Below are 16,527 nucleotides of genomic sequence, written 5' to 3'. Positions count from 1 at the left end.
AAGCGGCCCCTTTACACGTCTTTTGCGTCAACGGAAAGCGTGAAGCTGCCCATTCGCGCCCACGACATACAGCGTGCCCCCCGCAACCACGGGCGCCGAGGCCGCCCCGCCGGGAATTTCCGCCTGACCCACCGCCGCGCCCGAGGCCGGATCGAACACCCGCAACAGCCCGTCAGAGGAGGCCACGAACAGCCGGTTCCCCGCCAGAACGGGACCGAAATGGGCATGGATCGCCTGCTGGCGCTTGGGCTTGTCCTTGGTGAAATAGGGCATGTCCACCGCCCAGATCACCTGCCCCGTCGCCGCATCCAGCCGGATCAGCCGCGCCTCGTCCGACACCAGAAAGACCGACCCGCCGGCCACCTGCACCGGCGAATTGGCACCCTCGGCGGCGCGCCAGATCACCTGCCCGCTGCTGGCCGACAGCGCCACCAGCCGCCCCGCCGAGGACCCGGCATAAACCGTGTCGCCCACGATCACCGGATCGCCCGTCAGATCGACCACGGTGGCATAGGCCCGGCCCAGCCGCGCGCCTGCCGCCCGCGATTGCCACAGCGTCAGCCCGCCCTTCTTCAGCGCCCCCAGCAGATCGCCCGAGGCGAAGGGGAAGACCACGATCCGCCCGTCGACCGCCGGGGCCGACACCCCGGACACCCCCGATGCCGAGGGCATGCCCGGCACCTGCCATTGCACCTTGCCATCGCTGGTCCGCACCGCCCAGGCCGATCCGTCGCGCGCCACCGCATAGACCAGCCCGTCCGATACCGTGGGCGCGCCGCCCACCGCCGCGTCAAATCGCTGGCGCCAGATCACCGCACCGCTTGCCGCGTCCAGCGCGACCAGTTCGCCAAAGCCGGTGGTGGCAAAGACCTGCCCGCCCGCATAGGCAATCCCCCCGCCCGAAGCGGAATCGGGGGCTTCCCCCGCAGGCGTCAGATCGGCCGTCCAGGCGGTGGCGCCATTGGTGGCGGTGGCGGTCAGCCTGGCGCGGCTGTCCAGCGTATAGACCCGCCCGCCACCGACGACCGGATCGGCGCTGATGCGATGCTTGCGCCCGCTGCCCTGACCGATATCCGCGCTCCAGACGCGGGTGGTGCCCGCGCCGATCGCGGCATTGAACAACGCGTGGGTGGGCGTGCCGCCGCGATGCGTCCATTCGGCATTCGATTGCAGCCCCGGCAGGCTGATCGGTTGCGCGGCCTGCACGGCCGCAACATCGGGTTCCGCGCCCGTCAGCACCTCGCGCGGGGCAAGCCGTTCGCCCTCCAGCACCAATTCATCCGGCCCGCAGGCCTGAAGCGCCGCAGCCATGGCCAGCACCGCGATCCCCTGCGTCAGCTTCACCGATCTTGCCCCCTGTATAGCCCGGTCATCCCGACCCTTGTTCCGTTGCCCGCCCGGGGGCAGCCTAGTTCACCGCCGGATCGGCCCCAAGCGCCACAATCAACTCTGTCGCGCGCTGTTGCAAGCCCGCCGTCACCCCGGCTTCGGCCAGGATCTGGCGCGCCAGCGCCACCGCCTCGTCGTGACGCCCTGCCCCGGCATGGACCAGCGCCTGCTGTTCCATCGCCAGCGCCCGATAGGGCGCGCCGGGCGCCGCCAGCGCGGCCAGCGCCGCATCGCGCGCCGCCGGATCCATCAAATCGCCCGCCACGATCACCGCCTTGATCCGCGCCAGATCGCGCAGGCTGGCAGGCAGGCTGGCATCGGCACCGATCGCCTCCAGCCGGGCCAGCGCCGCCGCGCGATCCTCGGCCGCGACGGCCTCGGCGGCCTGCATCAGGCCCAGCACCGCGCCACGCCCGCCATCGGCCGACAGCGCGCCCAGCGCCGCCGCGCGGTCCTGCGCCTCCATCGCGGCCAGGACCGAATCCCCAAAGGCCTGCGCGGTCGCGGCATCGCGCGCCTTCTTCCATTCGTTGAAGGCCGCGCCGCCGACAATCCCCAGCACCACGACGATCCCGATCCAGCCATAGCGGCGCATCAGCGCGAACAGCCGGTCGCGGCGGACCTCTTCGGTGACTTCGTCGATGAAACTGTCGGTCTCGCTCAAGGGCCTGCTCCTTACCGTGTTGGGCACGTCTTACACGCTTGCCCCCCGCCTTGCCAAGGGCACGGGCACCTGGGACGGGCACGGCCTGCGACGGGGCGCCACGGCGCAAGGGGCTTGAGCGGCGGACCCGCGCGCCCTAATCTGAACCACTGCGTTCAGAATCTGCCACCCGCCCCTTTTTCATCTTTCATGCCGCGCTAATTTCCCCATGGCACCGTCCTTCCCGTTTTAGCCACCCTTCCCGTTTTCGCCACCCTTCCCGTTTCCGCCCCTTGTGTCAGGCCCCCCCGGCCCGGAGTGTTCCGATGAAACTTGTTCCGATCATAAATGCCGTCCTGGTCAGCGCCACGCTGTATGCGCTGGTCTTTGAACGCGACCGCCTGATGGCCTTTGCAGGCCGCGACCCGGTGCCCGCCACCGATGCCGCCGCCGGGCCGGTGGCGGAACCGGGCGCCGGGGCGGTGGCGGTGCTGGTGCAGCGATCGCAGGCGCGGCCGGTCGATCAGGGCGTGCTGACCCGCGGCCAGACCGAGGCAGCACGCCGCGTCGAGATGCGGGCCGAAACCGGGGGGCGGGTGATATCGGCCCCGCTGGCGCGCGGGACGCAGGTCGCGGCGGGGGATGTGCTGTGCCGGCTTGACCCGGGCACCCGCCCCGCCCTGCTGGCCGAGGCCGAGGCCCGGCTGACCGAGGCACGGCTGAGCGCGACCGCCGCGGACCGGCTGCAGGAAGGCGGCTTCCGGTCGGAAACCGCCGCCGCCGGGGCCCGCGCCGCGCTGCAGGCCGCCGAAGCGGGCGTCATCGCCGCGCGAACCGAGATCGGGCGGCTGACCATCACCGCCCCCTTCGCTGGCATCCTGGAACAGGACAGCGCCGAACTGGGCACGCTGCTGGCGCCGGGCGGGGCCTGCGCTACGGTGATCGCGCTGGACCCGATCCGTCTGGTGGGCTTTGTGCCCGAAACCCAGGTGGACCGGCTGGCACCCGGCGCGCGCGTCGGCGCGCGTCTGGCCAGCGGACGGCAGGTCACGGGCAGTGTCACTTTCCTGTCGCGCGCCGCCGACCCCGCCACCCGCACCTTCCGCATCGAGGCCGAGGTCGCCAACCCCGACCTGTCGATCCGCGAGGGCCAGACCATCGAGATCGTGATCCAGACCGAAGGCGCCCGCGCCCATCTGCTGCCCGCCTCGGCGCTGACGCTGGACGACCAGGGCCGGCTGGGCCTTCGGCTGGCACAGGACGGAAGGGCGGTCTTTGCCCCGGTGCAGCTGCTGCGCGACACGCCCCAGGGCGTCTGGCTGACCGGCCTGCCCGATGACGCGCAGGTCATCATCCGCGGGCAGGATTACGTCACCGACGGCACGGCGCTTGCCATCACCCATGCGGGGGCCACCCCATGACCGGCATCATCGACTGGGCCGCCGCCCGCGCGCGCATGGTGCTGGCCTTCGTGGCCCTGACCATCGCGGCGGGCCTTCTGGCCTATACCGGCCTGCCCAAGGAGGGCGAGCCGGATATTGAAATCCCGACCCTGTTCGTATCGGTCCCCTTCCCCGGCATTTCGGCGCTGGATGCCGAACGCCTGCTGGTGCGCACGATGGAAACCGAGCTGGCCGATCTGGACGGGCTCAAGACCATATCCGGCACCGCGATGGAAAATTACGCGGGCGTCATGCTGGAATTCGATTTCGGCTGGGACAAGACCAGGATCATCGCCGATGTGCGCGATGCGATGAACGCCGCCGAGGCCGCCTTTCCCGACGGGTATGAGAAATATTCGATCAATGAGATCAATTTCTCGGAATTCCCGATCGTCGTCGTCACCCTGTCGGGCAGCGCGCCCGAACGCACGCTGCTACGGCTGGCCAAGGATCTGCAGGACCGGATCGAGGCGCTGGAACCCGTGCTTGAAGCGACGCTGGCCGGCCACCGCGACGAAATGCTTGAGGTGGTCATCGACCCGCTGCGGCTGGAAAGCTACAACGTCACCGCGCCCGAACTGATCCAGGTGGTGCAACGCAACAACCAGCTGATCGCCGCCGGCGAGATCGAGGCCCCGGACGGCGCCTTTTCGGTCAAGATCCCCTCGTCCTTCGACAGCCCGCAGGATGTCTATGCCCTGCCGGTCAAGACCAATGGCGAACGGGTGGTGACGCTGGGCGATCTGGCCGACATCCGCCTGACCTTCGAGGACCGCACCGGCACCGCGCGGTTCAATGGCGAAACCACCGTGGCGCTGCAGGTGGTCAAGCGCAAGGGCTACAACATCATAGACACGGTCGAGGCGGTGCGCCAAAGCGTTGCCGCCGCGCAGGACGGCTGGCCCGCCGGGCTGCATCAGGCGGTCAATGTCGGCCTGTCGCTGGATCAGTCGGTCACGGTGGGCGCGATGATCAGCCAGCTGGAAGGTTCGGTCCTGACCGCGATCGCGCTGGTGATGATCGTGGTGCTGGCCTCGCTGGGGACACGCTCGGCGCTGCTGGTGGGGTTTTCGATCCCGACCTCGTTCCTGCTGACCTTCCTGCTGCTGGGCCTGCTGGGGGTGGCGATTTCCAACATCGTCATGTTCGGCCTGATCCTGGCGGTGGGGATGCTGGTCGACAGTTCGATCGTGGTGGTCGAATATGCCGACAAGCGCATCGCCGACGGACAGGGCCCGATGCGCGCCTATGTCGAGGCCGCCAAGCGCATGTTCTGGCCGGTGATCTCCTCGACCGCGACGACGCTGTGCGCCTTTTTGCCGATGCTGTTCTGGCCCGGCATCGCGGGCGAATTCATGGGGCTTTTGCCGGTCACGATCATCTTCGTCCTGTCCGCCAGCCTTGTGGTGGCGCTGGTCTATCTGCCGGTGGTGGGGGGCGTGGCGGGCCGGATATCGCGCCGGCTGGATCAGGCCGCGGGGGCGATCCGGCCCTGGCCGCCGGCCGCGCGGCTGGCGCTGGCGCTGGGGGCGGTCTCGCTTGTCTTCCTGGGCGGCATGGCGTTGTTGAACCCGGCGCTGTTGACCAGGACGGATGGCGGCTGGACCGCATCGCTGCCCGGCGCGCTGCTGTTTGCGCTGGGCGCGATGGCCGCCTCGGTCGCGCTGGGCGCGCTGAAACCCGTCCCCGCCCCCCGCCCGGTCGAGGCGGGCTACCGCCGCCGCCCCTTTGGCCGCCTGATCGTCTTGCTGACCGGCAATCCGGTGATGCCGCTGGTGACGGTCGCGGCGGTGCTGGGGCTGGTGGTGGCGGTCTTTGGCTATTACGGACGCCACAACAACGGCACCCAGTTCTTTACCGAGTCCGAGGTAGAGCAGGGCATCGTCTATGTCCGCGCCCGCGGCAACCTGAGCCTTGAGGAAAAGGACGAAATCCTGCGCCTGGCCGAAACCGGGGTGCTGGGCACGCCCGGCGTGGGCGCGGTGTTTTCCTTTGCCGGCGATGGCGGGCTGAACCAGAACACCGGCGGGGCCAGCGCGCCGCGCGACACGATCGGCCAGATCCAGGTGGAAATGCTGCCCTGGGGTGACCGGCGCCACGATCCGGCGCTGGATGGCGACACGATCATGGACGGCGTACTGGCCCGGCTTCAGGCGATCCCCGGCATCCGCGTGGAATTCCTGGCGCAAGCGCGCGGGCCCGCCTCGGGCAAGCCGATCCAGTTGCGCCTGAAGGGCGATGATTTTGCCGCGCTCGATGCCGCCGTCACCCGCGTCAGCACGCATCTGGCGACGATGGCGGGCATCACCGCGATCGAGGATACCCGCCCCCTGCCCGGCATCGACTGGGAAATCGCCGTCGATGTCACCCGCGCGGGCCGCTTTGGCGCGGATGTGGCGACGGTGGGCGGCATGGTGCAGCTGGTCACCCGCGGCATCCTGCTGGACCGGATGCGGGTCGACAGTTCGGACGAGGAAATCGACATCCGCGTGCGCCTGCCCGGGCAAGACCGCCTGCTGGCCACGCTGGATGCGCTGAAGCTGCGCACCGCCGAAGGGCTGGTGCCGCTGGCCAATTTCATCACCCGCACCCCGGTGCCGAAGCTGGCGCGCATCGACCGGGTGGACCAGATGCGCTATTACGACATCAAGGCCGATGTGCTGCCGGGCCTTGTCAATGACGCGGGCCAGCCGATCAATGGCAACGAACGCATCGCGGCGATCACCCAATGGCTGGAAACCGCCCGGCCCCTGCCCGACGGGGTTGCCTGGGAATGGACGGGCGACATGGTCGATCAGGCCGAAAGCCAGCAATTCCTGATGTCCGCCTTTGGCGCGGCGCTGGCGCTGATGTTCGTGATCCTGCTGGCGCAGTTCAACAGCTTCTACAATTCGGTGCTGGTGCTGCTGGCGGTGATCCTGTCCACGGCCGGGGTTCTGGTGGGGATGCTGGTGATGGGCCAGCCCTTCTCGATCATCATGACCGGGGTGGGCATCGTGGCGCTGGCCGGTGTGGTGGTGAACAACAACATCATCCTGATCGACACGTTCCAGGAATTCAGCCGCTACATGCCCCCGCTTGAGGCCGTGGCGCGCACCGCCGAACAGCGGCTGCGCCCGGTCGCGCTGACCACGATCACCACGATGGCGGGGCTGGCGCCGATGATGTTCGGGCTGAGCCTGGATTTCATCAATGGCGGCTATTCGATCGACAGCCCCACCGCGCTGTGGTGGAAGCAACTGGCCACCGCCGTGGTCTTTGGCCTTGGCACGGCAACGGTGCTGACACTGGTGGTGACCCCCGCGCTGCTGGCGATCCGGATCTGGGCGGCGCGCGGCGCCTATCGGGGGCTGGCGCGGCTGGGGGCACTGGCCGGTGGCCAGGGCAGCCGCGCCGCGCGCGATCTGGCGCTGGCACACAAGACGCGCCGGATGGGCAAGGTCGAAATCCTGTGGGACAGCCCCGATCCGCAGACGCCCGCCCGCCCGGCCCCCGCAACGCCCGCCCTGGCACAGACCCCGCCACAGGCCGCGGAATGACACCCCCGGCCCACTTGCCCTGCCCCCTGCGGATCGCGCGCAGCGGCCCGGGGGGGGGCGGGGTCAGGCCGCGTCTTCCTCGCTGGCCTGGCGCTGCCACAGCGACCAGTAACGCCCGCGCCGCGCCAAAAGCGCCTCATGCGTGCCCTCCTCGGCCACGCGGCCCTCTTCCAGCACCACGATCCGGTCCGCATCGGCAATCGTCGACAGACGGTGCGCGATGGTGATCACCGACCGCCCCCGCCCCATCGCGCGCAGGCTTTCCTGAATGTCGCGCTCGGTCTGCGTGTCCAGCGCCGAGGTCGCCTCATCCAGCAGCAGGATCGGCGGGTTCTTCAGCAGCGTGCGCGCAATGCCCACGCGCTGCTTTTCGCCCCCCGACAGCTTCAGCCCCCGTTCGCCCACCGCAGTGTCATAGCCCTCGGGCAGGCTCATGACGAAGTCATGGATCCTGGCGGCCTTCGCGGCGGCGATGATTTCATCCCCGGTCGCATCGGCCCGGCCATAGGCGATGTTGTAGCGGATCGTGTCGTTGAACAGCACCGTATCCTGCGGCACCACGCCAATCGCGGCATGCAGGCTTTCCTGCGTGACATCGCGGATGTCCTGCCCATCGATGCGGATCGCCCCGCCCGTGACGTCATAGAACCGGAACATCAACCGCCCGATGGTGGATTTCCCCGACCCCGACGGCCCGACCAGCGCCACCGTCTGCCCCGGCGTCACGGTCAGGCTGATCCCCTTCAGGATCGGGCGGGCGGCGTCATAGGCAAAGCGCACATCGTCAAACACCACCTCGCCGCCTGACACGGCCAACCGCCCCGCGCCGGACCTGTCGGTGATCTCGGCCGGCTGATGCAGCAGATCGAACATCTCGCCCATATCGACCAGCGCCTGACGGATTTCACGATAGACCGTGCCCAGAAAACCCAGCGGCATGGTGATCTGGATCATGTAGGCCTGCACCATGACGAAATCGCCCACCGTCAGCGCCCCGCCCTGCACCCCCATCGCCGCCATCACCATCACCGCCACCAACCCCGAGGTGATGATCAGCGACTGGCCAAAGTTCAGCACCGCAAGGCTCTGGCCGGTCTTCACGGCCATCGTCTCATACCCCGCCATCGAGGCGTCATAACGCGCCGCCTCACACTTCTCGGCCCCGAAATACTTGACCGTTTCAAAGTTCAGAAGGCTGTCGATCGCCTTCTGGTTGGCGGCCGTGTCCGCCTCATTCATCCGGCGGCGGATCTGCACGCGCCATTCGGTGACCTTGAAGGTAAAGGTGACATAGGCCCAGATCGTCGCCACCACCACCAGCGCATAGCGCCAGTCGAACAGAACCGCGAACAGGATCGCCACCAGCGTCAGTTCCAGGATCAGCGGCCCGATCGAAAACAGCATGAAGCGCAGCAGGAAATCGACCCCCTTCACCCCGCGCTCGATGATCCGGCTCAGCCCCCCGGTCTTGCGCGTGATGTGATAGCGCATCGACAGGCGGTGAATATGGGTAAAGGTCTCCAGCGCCAGGGCGCGCAGGGCCCGCTGGCCCACGCGCACGAAGATCGCATCGCGCAATTCGCCAAAAGCCACCGTCATCAGCCGCGCCATGCCATAGGCCACCGTCAGCCCGACCGCCCCCAGCGCCAGCAGCACGCCCGGCCCCGGCGCCGTCCCCGCCAGCGCATCCACCGCCACCTTGTACAACAGCGGCGTCGCCACGGAAATCAGCTTGGCCGCCACCAGCGCCACCAGCGCCAGCACCACCCGCCGCTTCACCCACGCCTGACCTTCGGGCCACAGATAGGGCAGAACCGCCCGGATCGTGCGCATCCCGCGCCCGCGCTCATCGGCCGTCATCGGCCCCGAAACCGTGCTTTGCGACCTGCGCATCCTGCCCTCTTCGGCTTTGTGAAAATATCCTCGGGGGTCCGGGGGCAGACAGCCCCCGGACGGTCCCGGGCCCACGCCACGCCAGCCTGACCCGCGCGGGCCCGGCCAAACCTAAGCCCCGCGGCGGCGATGTCCAGCCCTATTCGGGCAGGGTAAAGACCTGGCCGGGATAGATCAGATCGGGGTCACGGATCTGCGCGCGGTTCGCCTCGAAGACGCGCACATACAAGATGCCGTCGCCATAGGTCTCGCGCGCGATCGCCCAAAGCGAACTTCCCCTGGCCACGGTGATCTGACGCACCGCCGGAACCGCCGGGGCCGCGCCTGCGGCACCCGCCCCCGCAACGGGCCGGGCGGCAGCCCCATCTGCGGGCACGGCAACAGAAGTGCCCCGCCCCTGGTCCACAGCGCCGGCGCCGGCACTCCCGGGCAAACGGGCCAGACGGGCAGACCCCGCCCCCGATACTGGTACCGCCCCCGGCACTGGCACTGGCACTGGCATTGGCTCCGGGCCATCCGCGGCCTCGCCCTGCCGCGCCACCACCGCCCCCCCGGCGCCCGAGGCCGGAACCCCGCCCGGGGCAACCGGCATGGGGGCGGCGACCGCATCACCCGCCACCGCATCTCCTGCCACCGCTTCACCCGCCACGGCCAGCACCTCGGGCGCCGCGCGGTCAAAGGATGTCTCGGCCCGCGCCACGACCGTGCCCGCGTCATCCAGCGCATCGATCCGCAACAGATACCGCCCCGGCCCGACATCGGGCAGCAGCAGCCGCCACGACCCATCGGGCGCGACATCGGCCAGACCAGCCTCGCGGTTGTCCAGATAGGCACGCAACACCTGCCCGGCCGCGCCCCCCCGGCCACTGACCGACACCGCCGCGCCGCTGTCATGGGCGATCGTGTCCACCACCAGCGCACCGCCCAGGCCAGGATCCGGGGCCGGCGCCAGCACCTGTGCGCCGGTCGCATCGGCCAACAGCGCCGGTGCCGGCACGGCCCCCGCCGCCTCGGCGACCAGATCCGGGCGGATCACCAGCGTCTGCGCCGAAACCAGCGCCCCACCCCCGGGTCCGGCCACCCGCAGCGTCAGCGCCCGCGCCGCGCCGGACGGCGGCACGTCAAAGACCAGCGCGAAGGCCCCGCCCGCGCCCGCCCGGGCCGTCGCCACCGGCGCGCCATCCAGCAAGACCTCGACCTCTGCCCCGGGCGCGGCACGCCCCGCCAGCGTGACCGACCCATCCGGCGCGGCGCGGAACGTGTCGAAGACCGGGACAACCCCGCCCCCTGCCGGCGCATCGGCCTCTGCCGACGCATCGCCCGCCGCCTGCGCTTCTGCTGCAGCCCCGGCCTGCGTCTCGGACGCGGCATCCGGTTGCCCGACCGCCGGGGCCCCTGCCGGGGTCCCTGGCGTGTCTTCCGTTGCGGATTGCGCGGCCTGTTGTTCCGGCGCGGCCTTGGGCGCATCGGCGGCCGGCTCGACCACCCCCGTCCCGGATGCGACCGGACCGGCCACAGGCACGGCCGCATCGGGCCCCGCATCGCCCCCGGGCATCGGTGCCAGGCGGCCCAGCAGCAGCCAGCCCCCCAGCGCCGCCACCAGCGCCCCGGCTGCCACCCCCCCCATCAGCGCCGCACCCGAACGGCGCCTGTCCGATCCCCCGGCAGCGCCCGTCTTGTCCTTGTCCATCATATTCCCCGATCCAGGCGGCGTCATTTCCCGCGCCGCGTCTTGAGGAACCTTAGCAAGACCGCTATCAGCACTCAAGAAATCGCGCGCAACCGCCGGAATCCGAAAGGTTACGATGTCGCCCCCTCTGAGATCCGTCTGCGTCTACTGCGGCGCCCGCCCGGGCAATCGCCCCGTTTACGCCCAACAGGCCCGCGCCACCGGCGAAATGCTGGCGCGCAGCGGCTGGCGGCTGGTCTATGGCGCGGGCGATGTCGGCCTGATGGGCGAAGTCGCCCGCGCCGCCCAGGCCGCCGGCGGGCAGACCTTCGGCGTCATCCCCCAGCATCTGTTCGCGCTGGAGGTCGGCAAGCGCGATCTGTCCACCTTCATCGTGACCGAGAACATGCATGAACGCAAAAAGGTCATGTTCATGAATTCGGACGCGATCGCCGTGCTGCCCGGCGGTGCGGGATCGCTGGATGAATTCTTCGAGGTGCTGACCTGGGCGCAGATCGGCCTGCACCGCAAACCGATCTTCCTGCTCGACACCGATGGCTACTGGCAGCCGCTGATCGCGCTGCTCGATCATATCATCGCAGAAGGCTTTGCCGATGCCTCGCTGCGCGGGCTGTTTGCGCTGGTGCCCACCGTGGCCGGTCTGCAGGGCGCGCTGGCCGGCGCGCTGACCTGACGGCACCTGTTTTCGGCTTTGCCCAAATATCCTCGGGGGGGGGCGTGGGGCGCCCCCGGGACGGGGGCGATCCATGCCGGGGGGCAGACGGCCCCCCGCGCCGGCACCGTTTCACATCCCGTCAAGTTCCGCCGCGACGATCTCGGCGATCTTCGGGACGGGATGGTTGGTCAGGGTCTTGTGGACCTCGGCCAGGACATGGCGCGCCAGTCCCTCATCCATCTCATCGCGCAGCGCGCCCAGAACCTGCGGCGGGGCGACCAGCACGACCTTGTCGAACTTGCCCCGGCGCAGCCGGTCACGCAGCATGTCGACCAGATCGCCCGCAAAACGTTCGGCCGTCAGCCGCGCGTAATCAGGCATTTCCATCGCCGATCGCCGCGCCTCGCCCTGTGCCGCCTCATGCACGCGCCCGGGCCGGTCCGAGGCGATGATCACCGGGTCCGCCTCATCACGGGCGATCATGGCCAGCCTGGGCGCGCCCGGTACGCCGGTATTTTCCAGCACCAGCGCCTTTTCCCCGTCCGCCACAACGACCCAGGCCCCCTTGGGAAGCAACATCTCGGATTCTCCTTTCGGTTTGAACGAATCTGTTTCAGTCTGACACAAGAAAGCCTGCGTGCCATGACAGAATGTGGCACAAAAAAACCCGCCGGTTCGCACCGGCGGGTTCAATCAGGCGATTGGCGCAGGGATCACAGGCGCGAGGCCACGTTTTCCCAGTTCACCAGCTTTTCCAGGAAGTTGGTCAGATAGGCCGGGCGCTTGTTGCGGAAATCGATGTAGTAGGAATGTTCCCATACGTCACACCCCAGCAGCGCGGTCTGACCAAAGCACAGCGGGTTCACGCCGTTTTCGGTCTTGGTGACCTTCAGGCTGCCGTCCGTGTCCTTGACCAGCCAGCACCAGCCCGAGCCGAACTGGCCCGCGCCCGCGGCGGCGAAGTCTTCCTTGAATTTCTCGACCGTGCCGAACGACTCGACCAGGGCCTTTTCAAGCGCGCCCGGCATCTTGTCGCCCTTGGGGCCCATCATTTCCCAGAACTGCACATGGTTCCAGTGCTGGCTGGCATTGTTGAAGATACCGTTCTGCGCCACCGCGCCGGCCTGATAGGTGCCGCGGATGATGTCCTCCAGCGACTTGTTTTCCCATTCGGTGCCCGCGATCAGCTTGTTGCCGTTGTCGACATAGGCCTTGTGGTGCAGGTCGTGGTGATATTCCAGCGTCTCGCGCGACATTCCAAGACCGGCCAGCGCGTCATGGGCATAGGGAAGATCGGGAAGTTCGAAAGCCATTTCACTGTTCCTTCTGCAAGGGTTCCTGTTCCAATGCCTATAGAAGGGCGGGGGGGCCCAAGGTCAAGGGCAAGCGGCGATCAGCCGGGAAAGAGTTCCGATCCCGGCCGTGCGGAATGTTCAAGGATGCCCATGACATAGCCGGCGACCGACCGGAAGCAGATCACCGAGACCTCATCCCCCCCCGACCGCCACAGCGCCGCGGCCACCTGGGCCGCGCGGGTGCGGCGCACCTCATCCGGGGCAAGGGTGGCGAAATCGACCGGGCAGAGCTTCATCAGCACCTGATCGGCCCTGGCGCCGGAAACCCGGAACATCGCCCGGGCATCCGACACGTCGCTGATCAGCGCATGATCCTTGGCCAGCGCCTTTTCCAGCGCCGCCACCGTATCGGCCGCCTGCGCATAGGGCACCAGCACCAGCAGTTCATCAGGCGACATCCACAGCGCGGCATGATCGCCCCCGGTCACGATGCGCCGCTGCGCCGGAACGGAAAGGCCCAGGCCTTTCATCCCCTTGGCAAGCGCCTTTGATGCAAGGTCGCAGCGGATGGTGATCATCCCCTGCAAGCCCGCCTCGGCCACGCGGGCAAAACCCCCAAAGCTGCGGCCATTCAGGGCGCTGACGGCGTCAGACATTCGGCTTCTCCCCTTCCTTGTCGTAAAAGACCGGATCGACGATCCGCGCCTGCACCACCTTGTCAGCCCCCACCGGGAAATCCAGCACCTCGCCCATCCGGGCCGGGCCGCGATGGACCAGCCCCATGGCAATGCCCTTGTTCAGCGTGGGCGAGAAATAGGTCGACGTGACCCGCCCCTGCACATTGCGCTGGCCATTGGGATTGTGCCCCGGCGCCACCGCATGGACGCCATCGGGCAGGACCGATCCGTCCAGCGTTTCCAGCCCCACCAGCTGCCAGCGGTCGGGGCTGGCCATGTGGCTGCGTTCCTGCGCGCGCTTGCCGATATAATCGGCCTTCTTTTTGGAAATTGCCCAGCCAAGGCCCAGGTCCTGCGGGATCACCGTGCCGTCGGTTTCATCCCCGATCATGATAAAGCCCTTTTCGGCGCGCATCACATGCAGCGCCTCGGTCCCGTAGGGCATGACGCCCAGATCGGCCCCGAGCTCCAGCAGCCGGGTCCAGAAGGCCATGCCTTCGGACGCCGGCACCGCGATTTCATAGGACAATTCCCCCGAAAAGCTGATGCGGAACACCCGCGCCCGGACCCCGCCCAGCGTGCCCTCGGCCCAGGTCATGAAGGGCAGCGCCTCTTTCGACACATCCATCCCGCCCAGGCGTTCCAGAAGCTTGCGGGCGTTCGGGCCGACGACAGCGACCTGTGCGAACTGTTCGGTCAGGTTGGCGGTATAGACCTTCCAGTCCCACCATTCGCACTGCAGCCAGTCCTCCATATGGGCATGGATGCGGTCCGCCCCGCCCGAGGTGGTGTGGCACAGCCAGCTGTCCTCGGACAGGCGCACCACGACCCCGTCATCCATCAGGAAGCCGTTTTCGTTGCACATCAGCCCATAGCGGCATTTGCCGACCGGCAGGGTGGACATCAGGTTGGTATACATCATGTCGAGGAAGCGGCCCGCGTCCGGCCCCCTGACCACGATCTTGCCCAGCGTCGAGGCATCCAGCAATCCGACCGCGTTGCGGGTGTTGCGGATTTCGCGGCGAACCGCGTCCTGCATGCCCTCGCCCGTGCGCAGGTAGCAATAGGGCCGGCGCCACAGGCCCACGGGTTCCCAATGCGCGCCGTGGGTGGCGTGCCAGTCATGCATCGGGGTGCGGCGCAGCGGCTGAAAGATTTCGCCCCGCGCCTCGCCGGCGATGGCGCCGAAGCTGATCGGTTCATAGGGCGGGCGGAAGGTGGTGGTGCCGGTCGCCGGGATCGGCTGGCCCAATGCATCAGAAAGCACCGCCAGGCCGTTGATGTTGCTTAGCTTGCCCTGATCTGTGGCCATGCCCAGCGTGGTGTAGCGTTTGGTATGTTCGACCGAGGTATACCCCTCGCGCGCGGCCAGCTGCACGTCGGATACCTTCACATCGTTCTGGTAATCCAGGAAAGCCTTGAAGCGCAGCGCATCGGGCGCGCCCTGCGGCATCACCCAGACCGGGGCGATCGGACCCTCGGCGGGGGCCTGCGCCGCAGGGCCATCGGCATCGGCCAGCACCTCCGCCAGGGTCAGCGCGCCATTGGCCGCACCCGCGGCCCGCACCATCGGCTGGCCCTGATCGCCGGTCGGCGGGCGGGCGGGATCGGGGCGGAAACAGGCCCGCGCCTCATCCCAGATCAGCTTGCCGCCGCAATGCGACCACAGATGCACCACCGGCGACCAGCCGCCCGACATGGCCACGCAGTCACAGGCGATATCCTCCAGCGCCGCGCCCTCGCCCGCCTGCGCGCAGATCTGCACGCCGGTCACCCGTTTGGTGCCCTTCACCCTGGCGATGCCGCGGCCTTCCAGCACGCGGATGCCACGGGCGCGGGCCTCTTGCACCAGATCACCGGTCGCCAGGGCGCGCGCATCGACGATCGCCGCCACGATCAGGCCCGCGTCGAGCAGCGCAAGGGCGGTGCGATAGGCGTCGTCATTGTTGGTCACGATCACCGTGCGGTCGCCGGGGCTGACGGCCCAGTTGACCAGGTAATCGCGCACCGCCGAGGCCAGCATCACGCCCGGAACATCATTGCCCGCGAAGGCCAGCGGGCGTTCGATCGCGCCGCTGGCCGAGATGATTTCCCCCGCCCGGATGCGCCACAGCCGGTGGCGCGGGCGGCCATCGCCCGGGGCGTGATCGGCCACGCGCTCATAGCCCAGCACATAGCCATGGTCATGCACGCCCGCCACCATACAGCGATTGTGCAAGGTAACATTTTTCATTGATTCAAGGGCTTGCAAGGCGACCTTGACCCAATCCGCAACGGGCTGGCCATCCACCGTGCCGCCATCGACCGGGGCGCGCCCCCCCCAGTGCGGGGTCTGTTCCAGCACCATCACCCGCTTGCCCGCGCGTGCCGCCTGCAACGCCGCCGCAAGACCAGCCACGCCCCCGCCCGCGACCAGAACGTCGCAGAAGGCATAGGCCTGTTCATAGCGGTCCACGTCACGATCGACGGGGGCCTTGCCAAGCCCGGCCGAGCGGCGGATCACCGGCTCGAACAGATGTTTCCAGGCGACGCGGGGAAACATGAAGGTCTTGTAGTAGAAACCCGCCGGCAGGAAGCGATAGGCCCAGTTGTTCACCACGCCCACGTCGAAATCGAGGCTGGGCCAGTGGTTCTGGCTGGCGGCATCGGCGCCCTCGAACAGTTCGGTCGTGGTGGCGCGCTGGTCGGGTTCGAACCGCGCCCCGGCGCCAAGGCCCAGCAGGGCGTTCGGTTCCTCGACCCCGCTGGCGACGATGCCGCGCGGGCGGTGGTACTTGAAGGACCGGCCCACCAGCATCTGATCGGCGCCCAGCAGCGCCGAGGCCAGCGTGTCGCCGGCAAAGCCGCGCAGGCGCTTGCCGTTGAAGGTGAAGGCCAGCGGTTTGGTGCGGTCGATCAGACGGCCGCCACGGGACAGTCGGGTGCTCACTTGTAGCCCTCCCAATCGGGGCGCCTGGACTTGATGGCGGCGAGGATATCGGCGGGCGGCGCCGGGGTCTGGGCGGGATAGGTGCCAAAGACCTCAAGCGTGGCGGTGCAGCGCGCGGCCAGAAACCACTTGCCGCAGCCATAGGCATGGCGCCAGCGTTCGAAATGCACGCCCCTGGGATTTTTCCGGGCGAAGAGGTAGGATTCGAAATCCTCGTCCGAGGATCCGGGGCCGAAACGCCTGAGATGCGCCTCGCCGCCGGGGGCGAGTTCGGTTTCCTCGGCCTTCACGCCGCAACAGGGGCAGGTCAGGGTCAGCATGGCAATCCGCCTTTCGGATGACGAGGCCGGGGGCGCCGCCCCCGGACCCCCGGAG

Annotated in this window: 12 protein-coding genes; 3 read left to right on the top strand and 9 right to left on the bottom strand. The window is 68.6% G+C overall.

Going from position 1 to position 16,527, the window contains the following annotated elements; translation table 11 throughout:
* Nucleotides 1-27: 27 nt before the first annotated feature.
* Together ACK8OU_RS11025 and ACK8OU_RS11020 are read right to left on the bottom strand one after the other, a co-directional pair.
* Nucleotides 28-1,344, bottom strand: coding sequence for an outer membrane protein assembly factor BamB family protein (locus ACK8OU_RS11025; protein ID WP_410303475.1), 1,317 nt, complete (start codon nucleotides 1,342-1,344; stop codon nucleotides 28-30).
* 64 nt (nucleotides 1,345-1,408) lie between these two features.
* Nucleotides 1,409-2,053: a hypothetical protein gene (locus ACK8OU_RS11020; protein ID WP_410303474.1), complete on the bottom strand. Its 645-nt coding sequence runs from the start codon at nucleotides 2,051-2,053 to the stop codon at nucleotides 1,409-1,411.
* 305 nt (nucleotides 2,054-2,358) lie between these two features.
* Here ACK8OU_RS11020 and ACK8OU_RS11015 point away from each other — a divergent pair, with 305 nt between their 5' ends.
* The gene (locus ACK8OU_RS11015) at nucleotides 2,359-3,453 is read left to right on the top strand and encodes an efflux RND transporter periplasmic adaptor subunit (protein ID WP_410303473.1); all 1,095 of its coding nucleotides are present in this window, start codon (nucleotides 2,359-2,361) and stop codon (nucleotides 3,451-3,453) included.
* A complete protein-coding gene (locus tag ACK8OU_RS11010) occupies nucleotides 3,450-7,013 on the top strand; it encodes an efflux RND transporter permease subunit (protein WP_410303472.1) in 3,564 nt (1,187 codons plus the stop codon). Before ACK8OU_RS11015 ends, ACK8OU_RS11010 begins: the two co-directional genes overlap by 4 nt.
* Nucleotides 7,014-7,076: 63 nt before the next feature.
* Here ACK8OU_RS11010 and ACK8OU_RS11005 read toward each other — a convergent pair whose 3' ends face one another.
* On the bottom strand, nucleotides 7,077-8,873 hold the full coding sequence (locus ACK8OU_RS11005; protein WP_410303526.1) for an ABCB family ABC transporter ATP-binding protein/permease: 1,797 nt from the start codon (nucleotides 8,871-8,873) through the stop codon (nucleotides 7,077-7,079).
* A gap of 172 nt (nucleotides 8,874-9,045) precedes the next feature.
* Nucleotides 9,046-10,596, bottom strand: a complete 1,551-nt coding sequence (locus tag ACK8OU_RS11000; RefSeq protein ID WP_410303471.1) for a LysM peptidoglycan-binding domain-containing protein — start codon at nucleotides 10,594-10,596, stop codon at nucleotides 9,046-9,048.
* 115 nt (nucleotides 10,597-10,711) lie between these two features.
* Here ACK8OU_RS11000 and ACK8OU_RS10995 point away from each other — a divergent pair, with 115 nt between their 5' ends.
* A complete protein-coding gene (locus ACK8OU_RS10995) occupies nucleotides 10,712-11,269 on the top strand; it encodes an LOG family protein (protein ID WP_410303470.1) in 558 nt (185 codons plus the stop codon).
* 111 nt (nucleotides 11,270-11,380) lie between these two features.
* On the opposite strand, the gene ACK8OU_RS10990 is transcribed toward ACK8OU_RS10995, so the two are convergent.
* From ACK8OU_RS10990 to ACK8OU_RS10970, 5 genes are all read right to left on the bottom strand, one after another.
* Nucleotides 11,381-11,830, bottom strand: coding sequence for a baeRF12 domain-containing protein (locus ACK8OU_RS10990; protein ID WP_410303469.1), 450 nt, complete (start codon nucleotides 11,828-11,830; stop codon nucleotides 11,381-11,383).
* Nucleotides 11,831-11,964: 134 nt separating this feature from the next.
* On the bottom strand, nucleotides 11,965-12,564 hold the full coding sequence (locus tag ACK8OU_RS10985; RefSeq protein WP_410303468.1) for a superoxide dismutase: 600 nt from the start codon (nucleotides 12,562-12,564) through the stop codon (nucleotides 11,965-11,967).
* A gap of 80 nt (nucleotides 12,565-12,644) precedes the next feature.
* Nucleotides 12,645-13,202, bottom strand: a complete 558-nt coding sequence (locus ACK8OU_RS10980) for a sarcosine oxidase subunit gamma (protein WP_410303467.1) — start codon at nucleotides 13,200-13,202, stop codon at nucleotides 12,645-12,647.
* On the bottom strand, nucleotides 13,195-16,152 hold the full coding sequence (locus ACK8OU_RS10975) for a sarcosine oxidase subunit alpha family protein (protein WP_410303466.1): 2,958 nt from the start codon (nucleotides 16,150-16,152) through the stop codon (nucleotides 13,195-13,197). The genes ACK8OU_RS10980 and ACK8OU_RS10975 overlap by 8 nt, the downstream gene beginning before the upstream one ends.
* The gene (locus tag ACK8OU_RS10970) at nucleotides 16,149-16,472 is read right to left on the bottom strand and encodes a sarcosine oxidase subunit delta (protein ID WP_410303465.1); all 324 of its coding nucleotides are present in this window, start codon (nucleotides 16,470-16,472) and stop codon (nucleotides 16,149-16,151) included. The genes ACK8OU_RS10975 and ACK8OU_RS10970 overlap by 4 nt, the downstream gene beginning before the upstream one ends.
* Nucleotides 16,473-16,527: the final 55 nt, after the last annotated feature.

The sequence above is a fragment of the Pontitalea aquivivens genome (genome assembly GCF_046507575.1).
Taxonomy (GTDB): Bacteria; Pseudomonadota; Alphaproteobacteria; order Rhodobacterales; family Rhodobacteraceae; genus Pontitalea; species Pontitalea aquivivens.
This window is presented reverse-complemented; position numbering and strand designations above follow the sequence as displayed.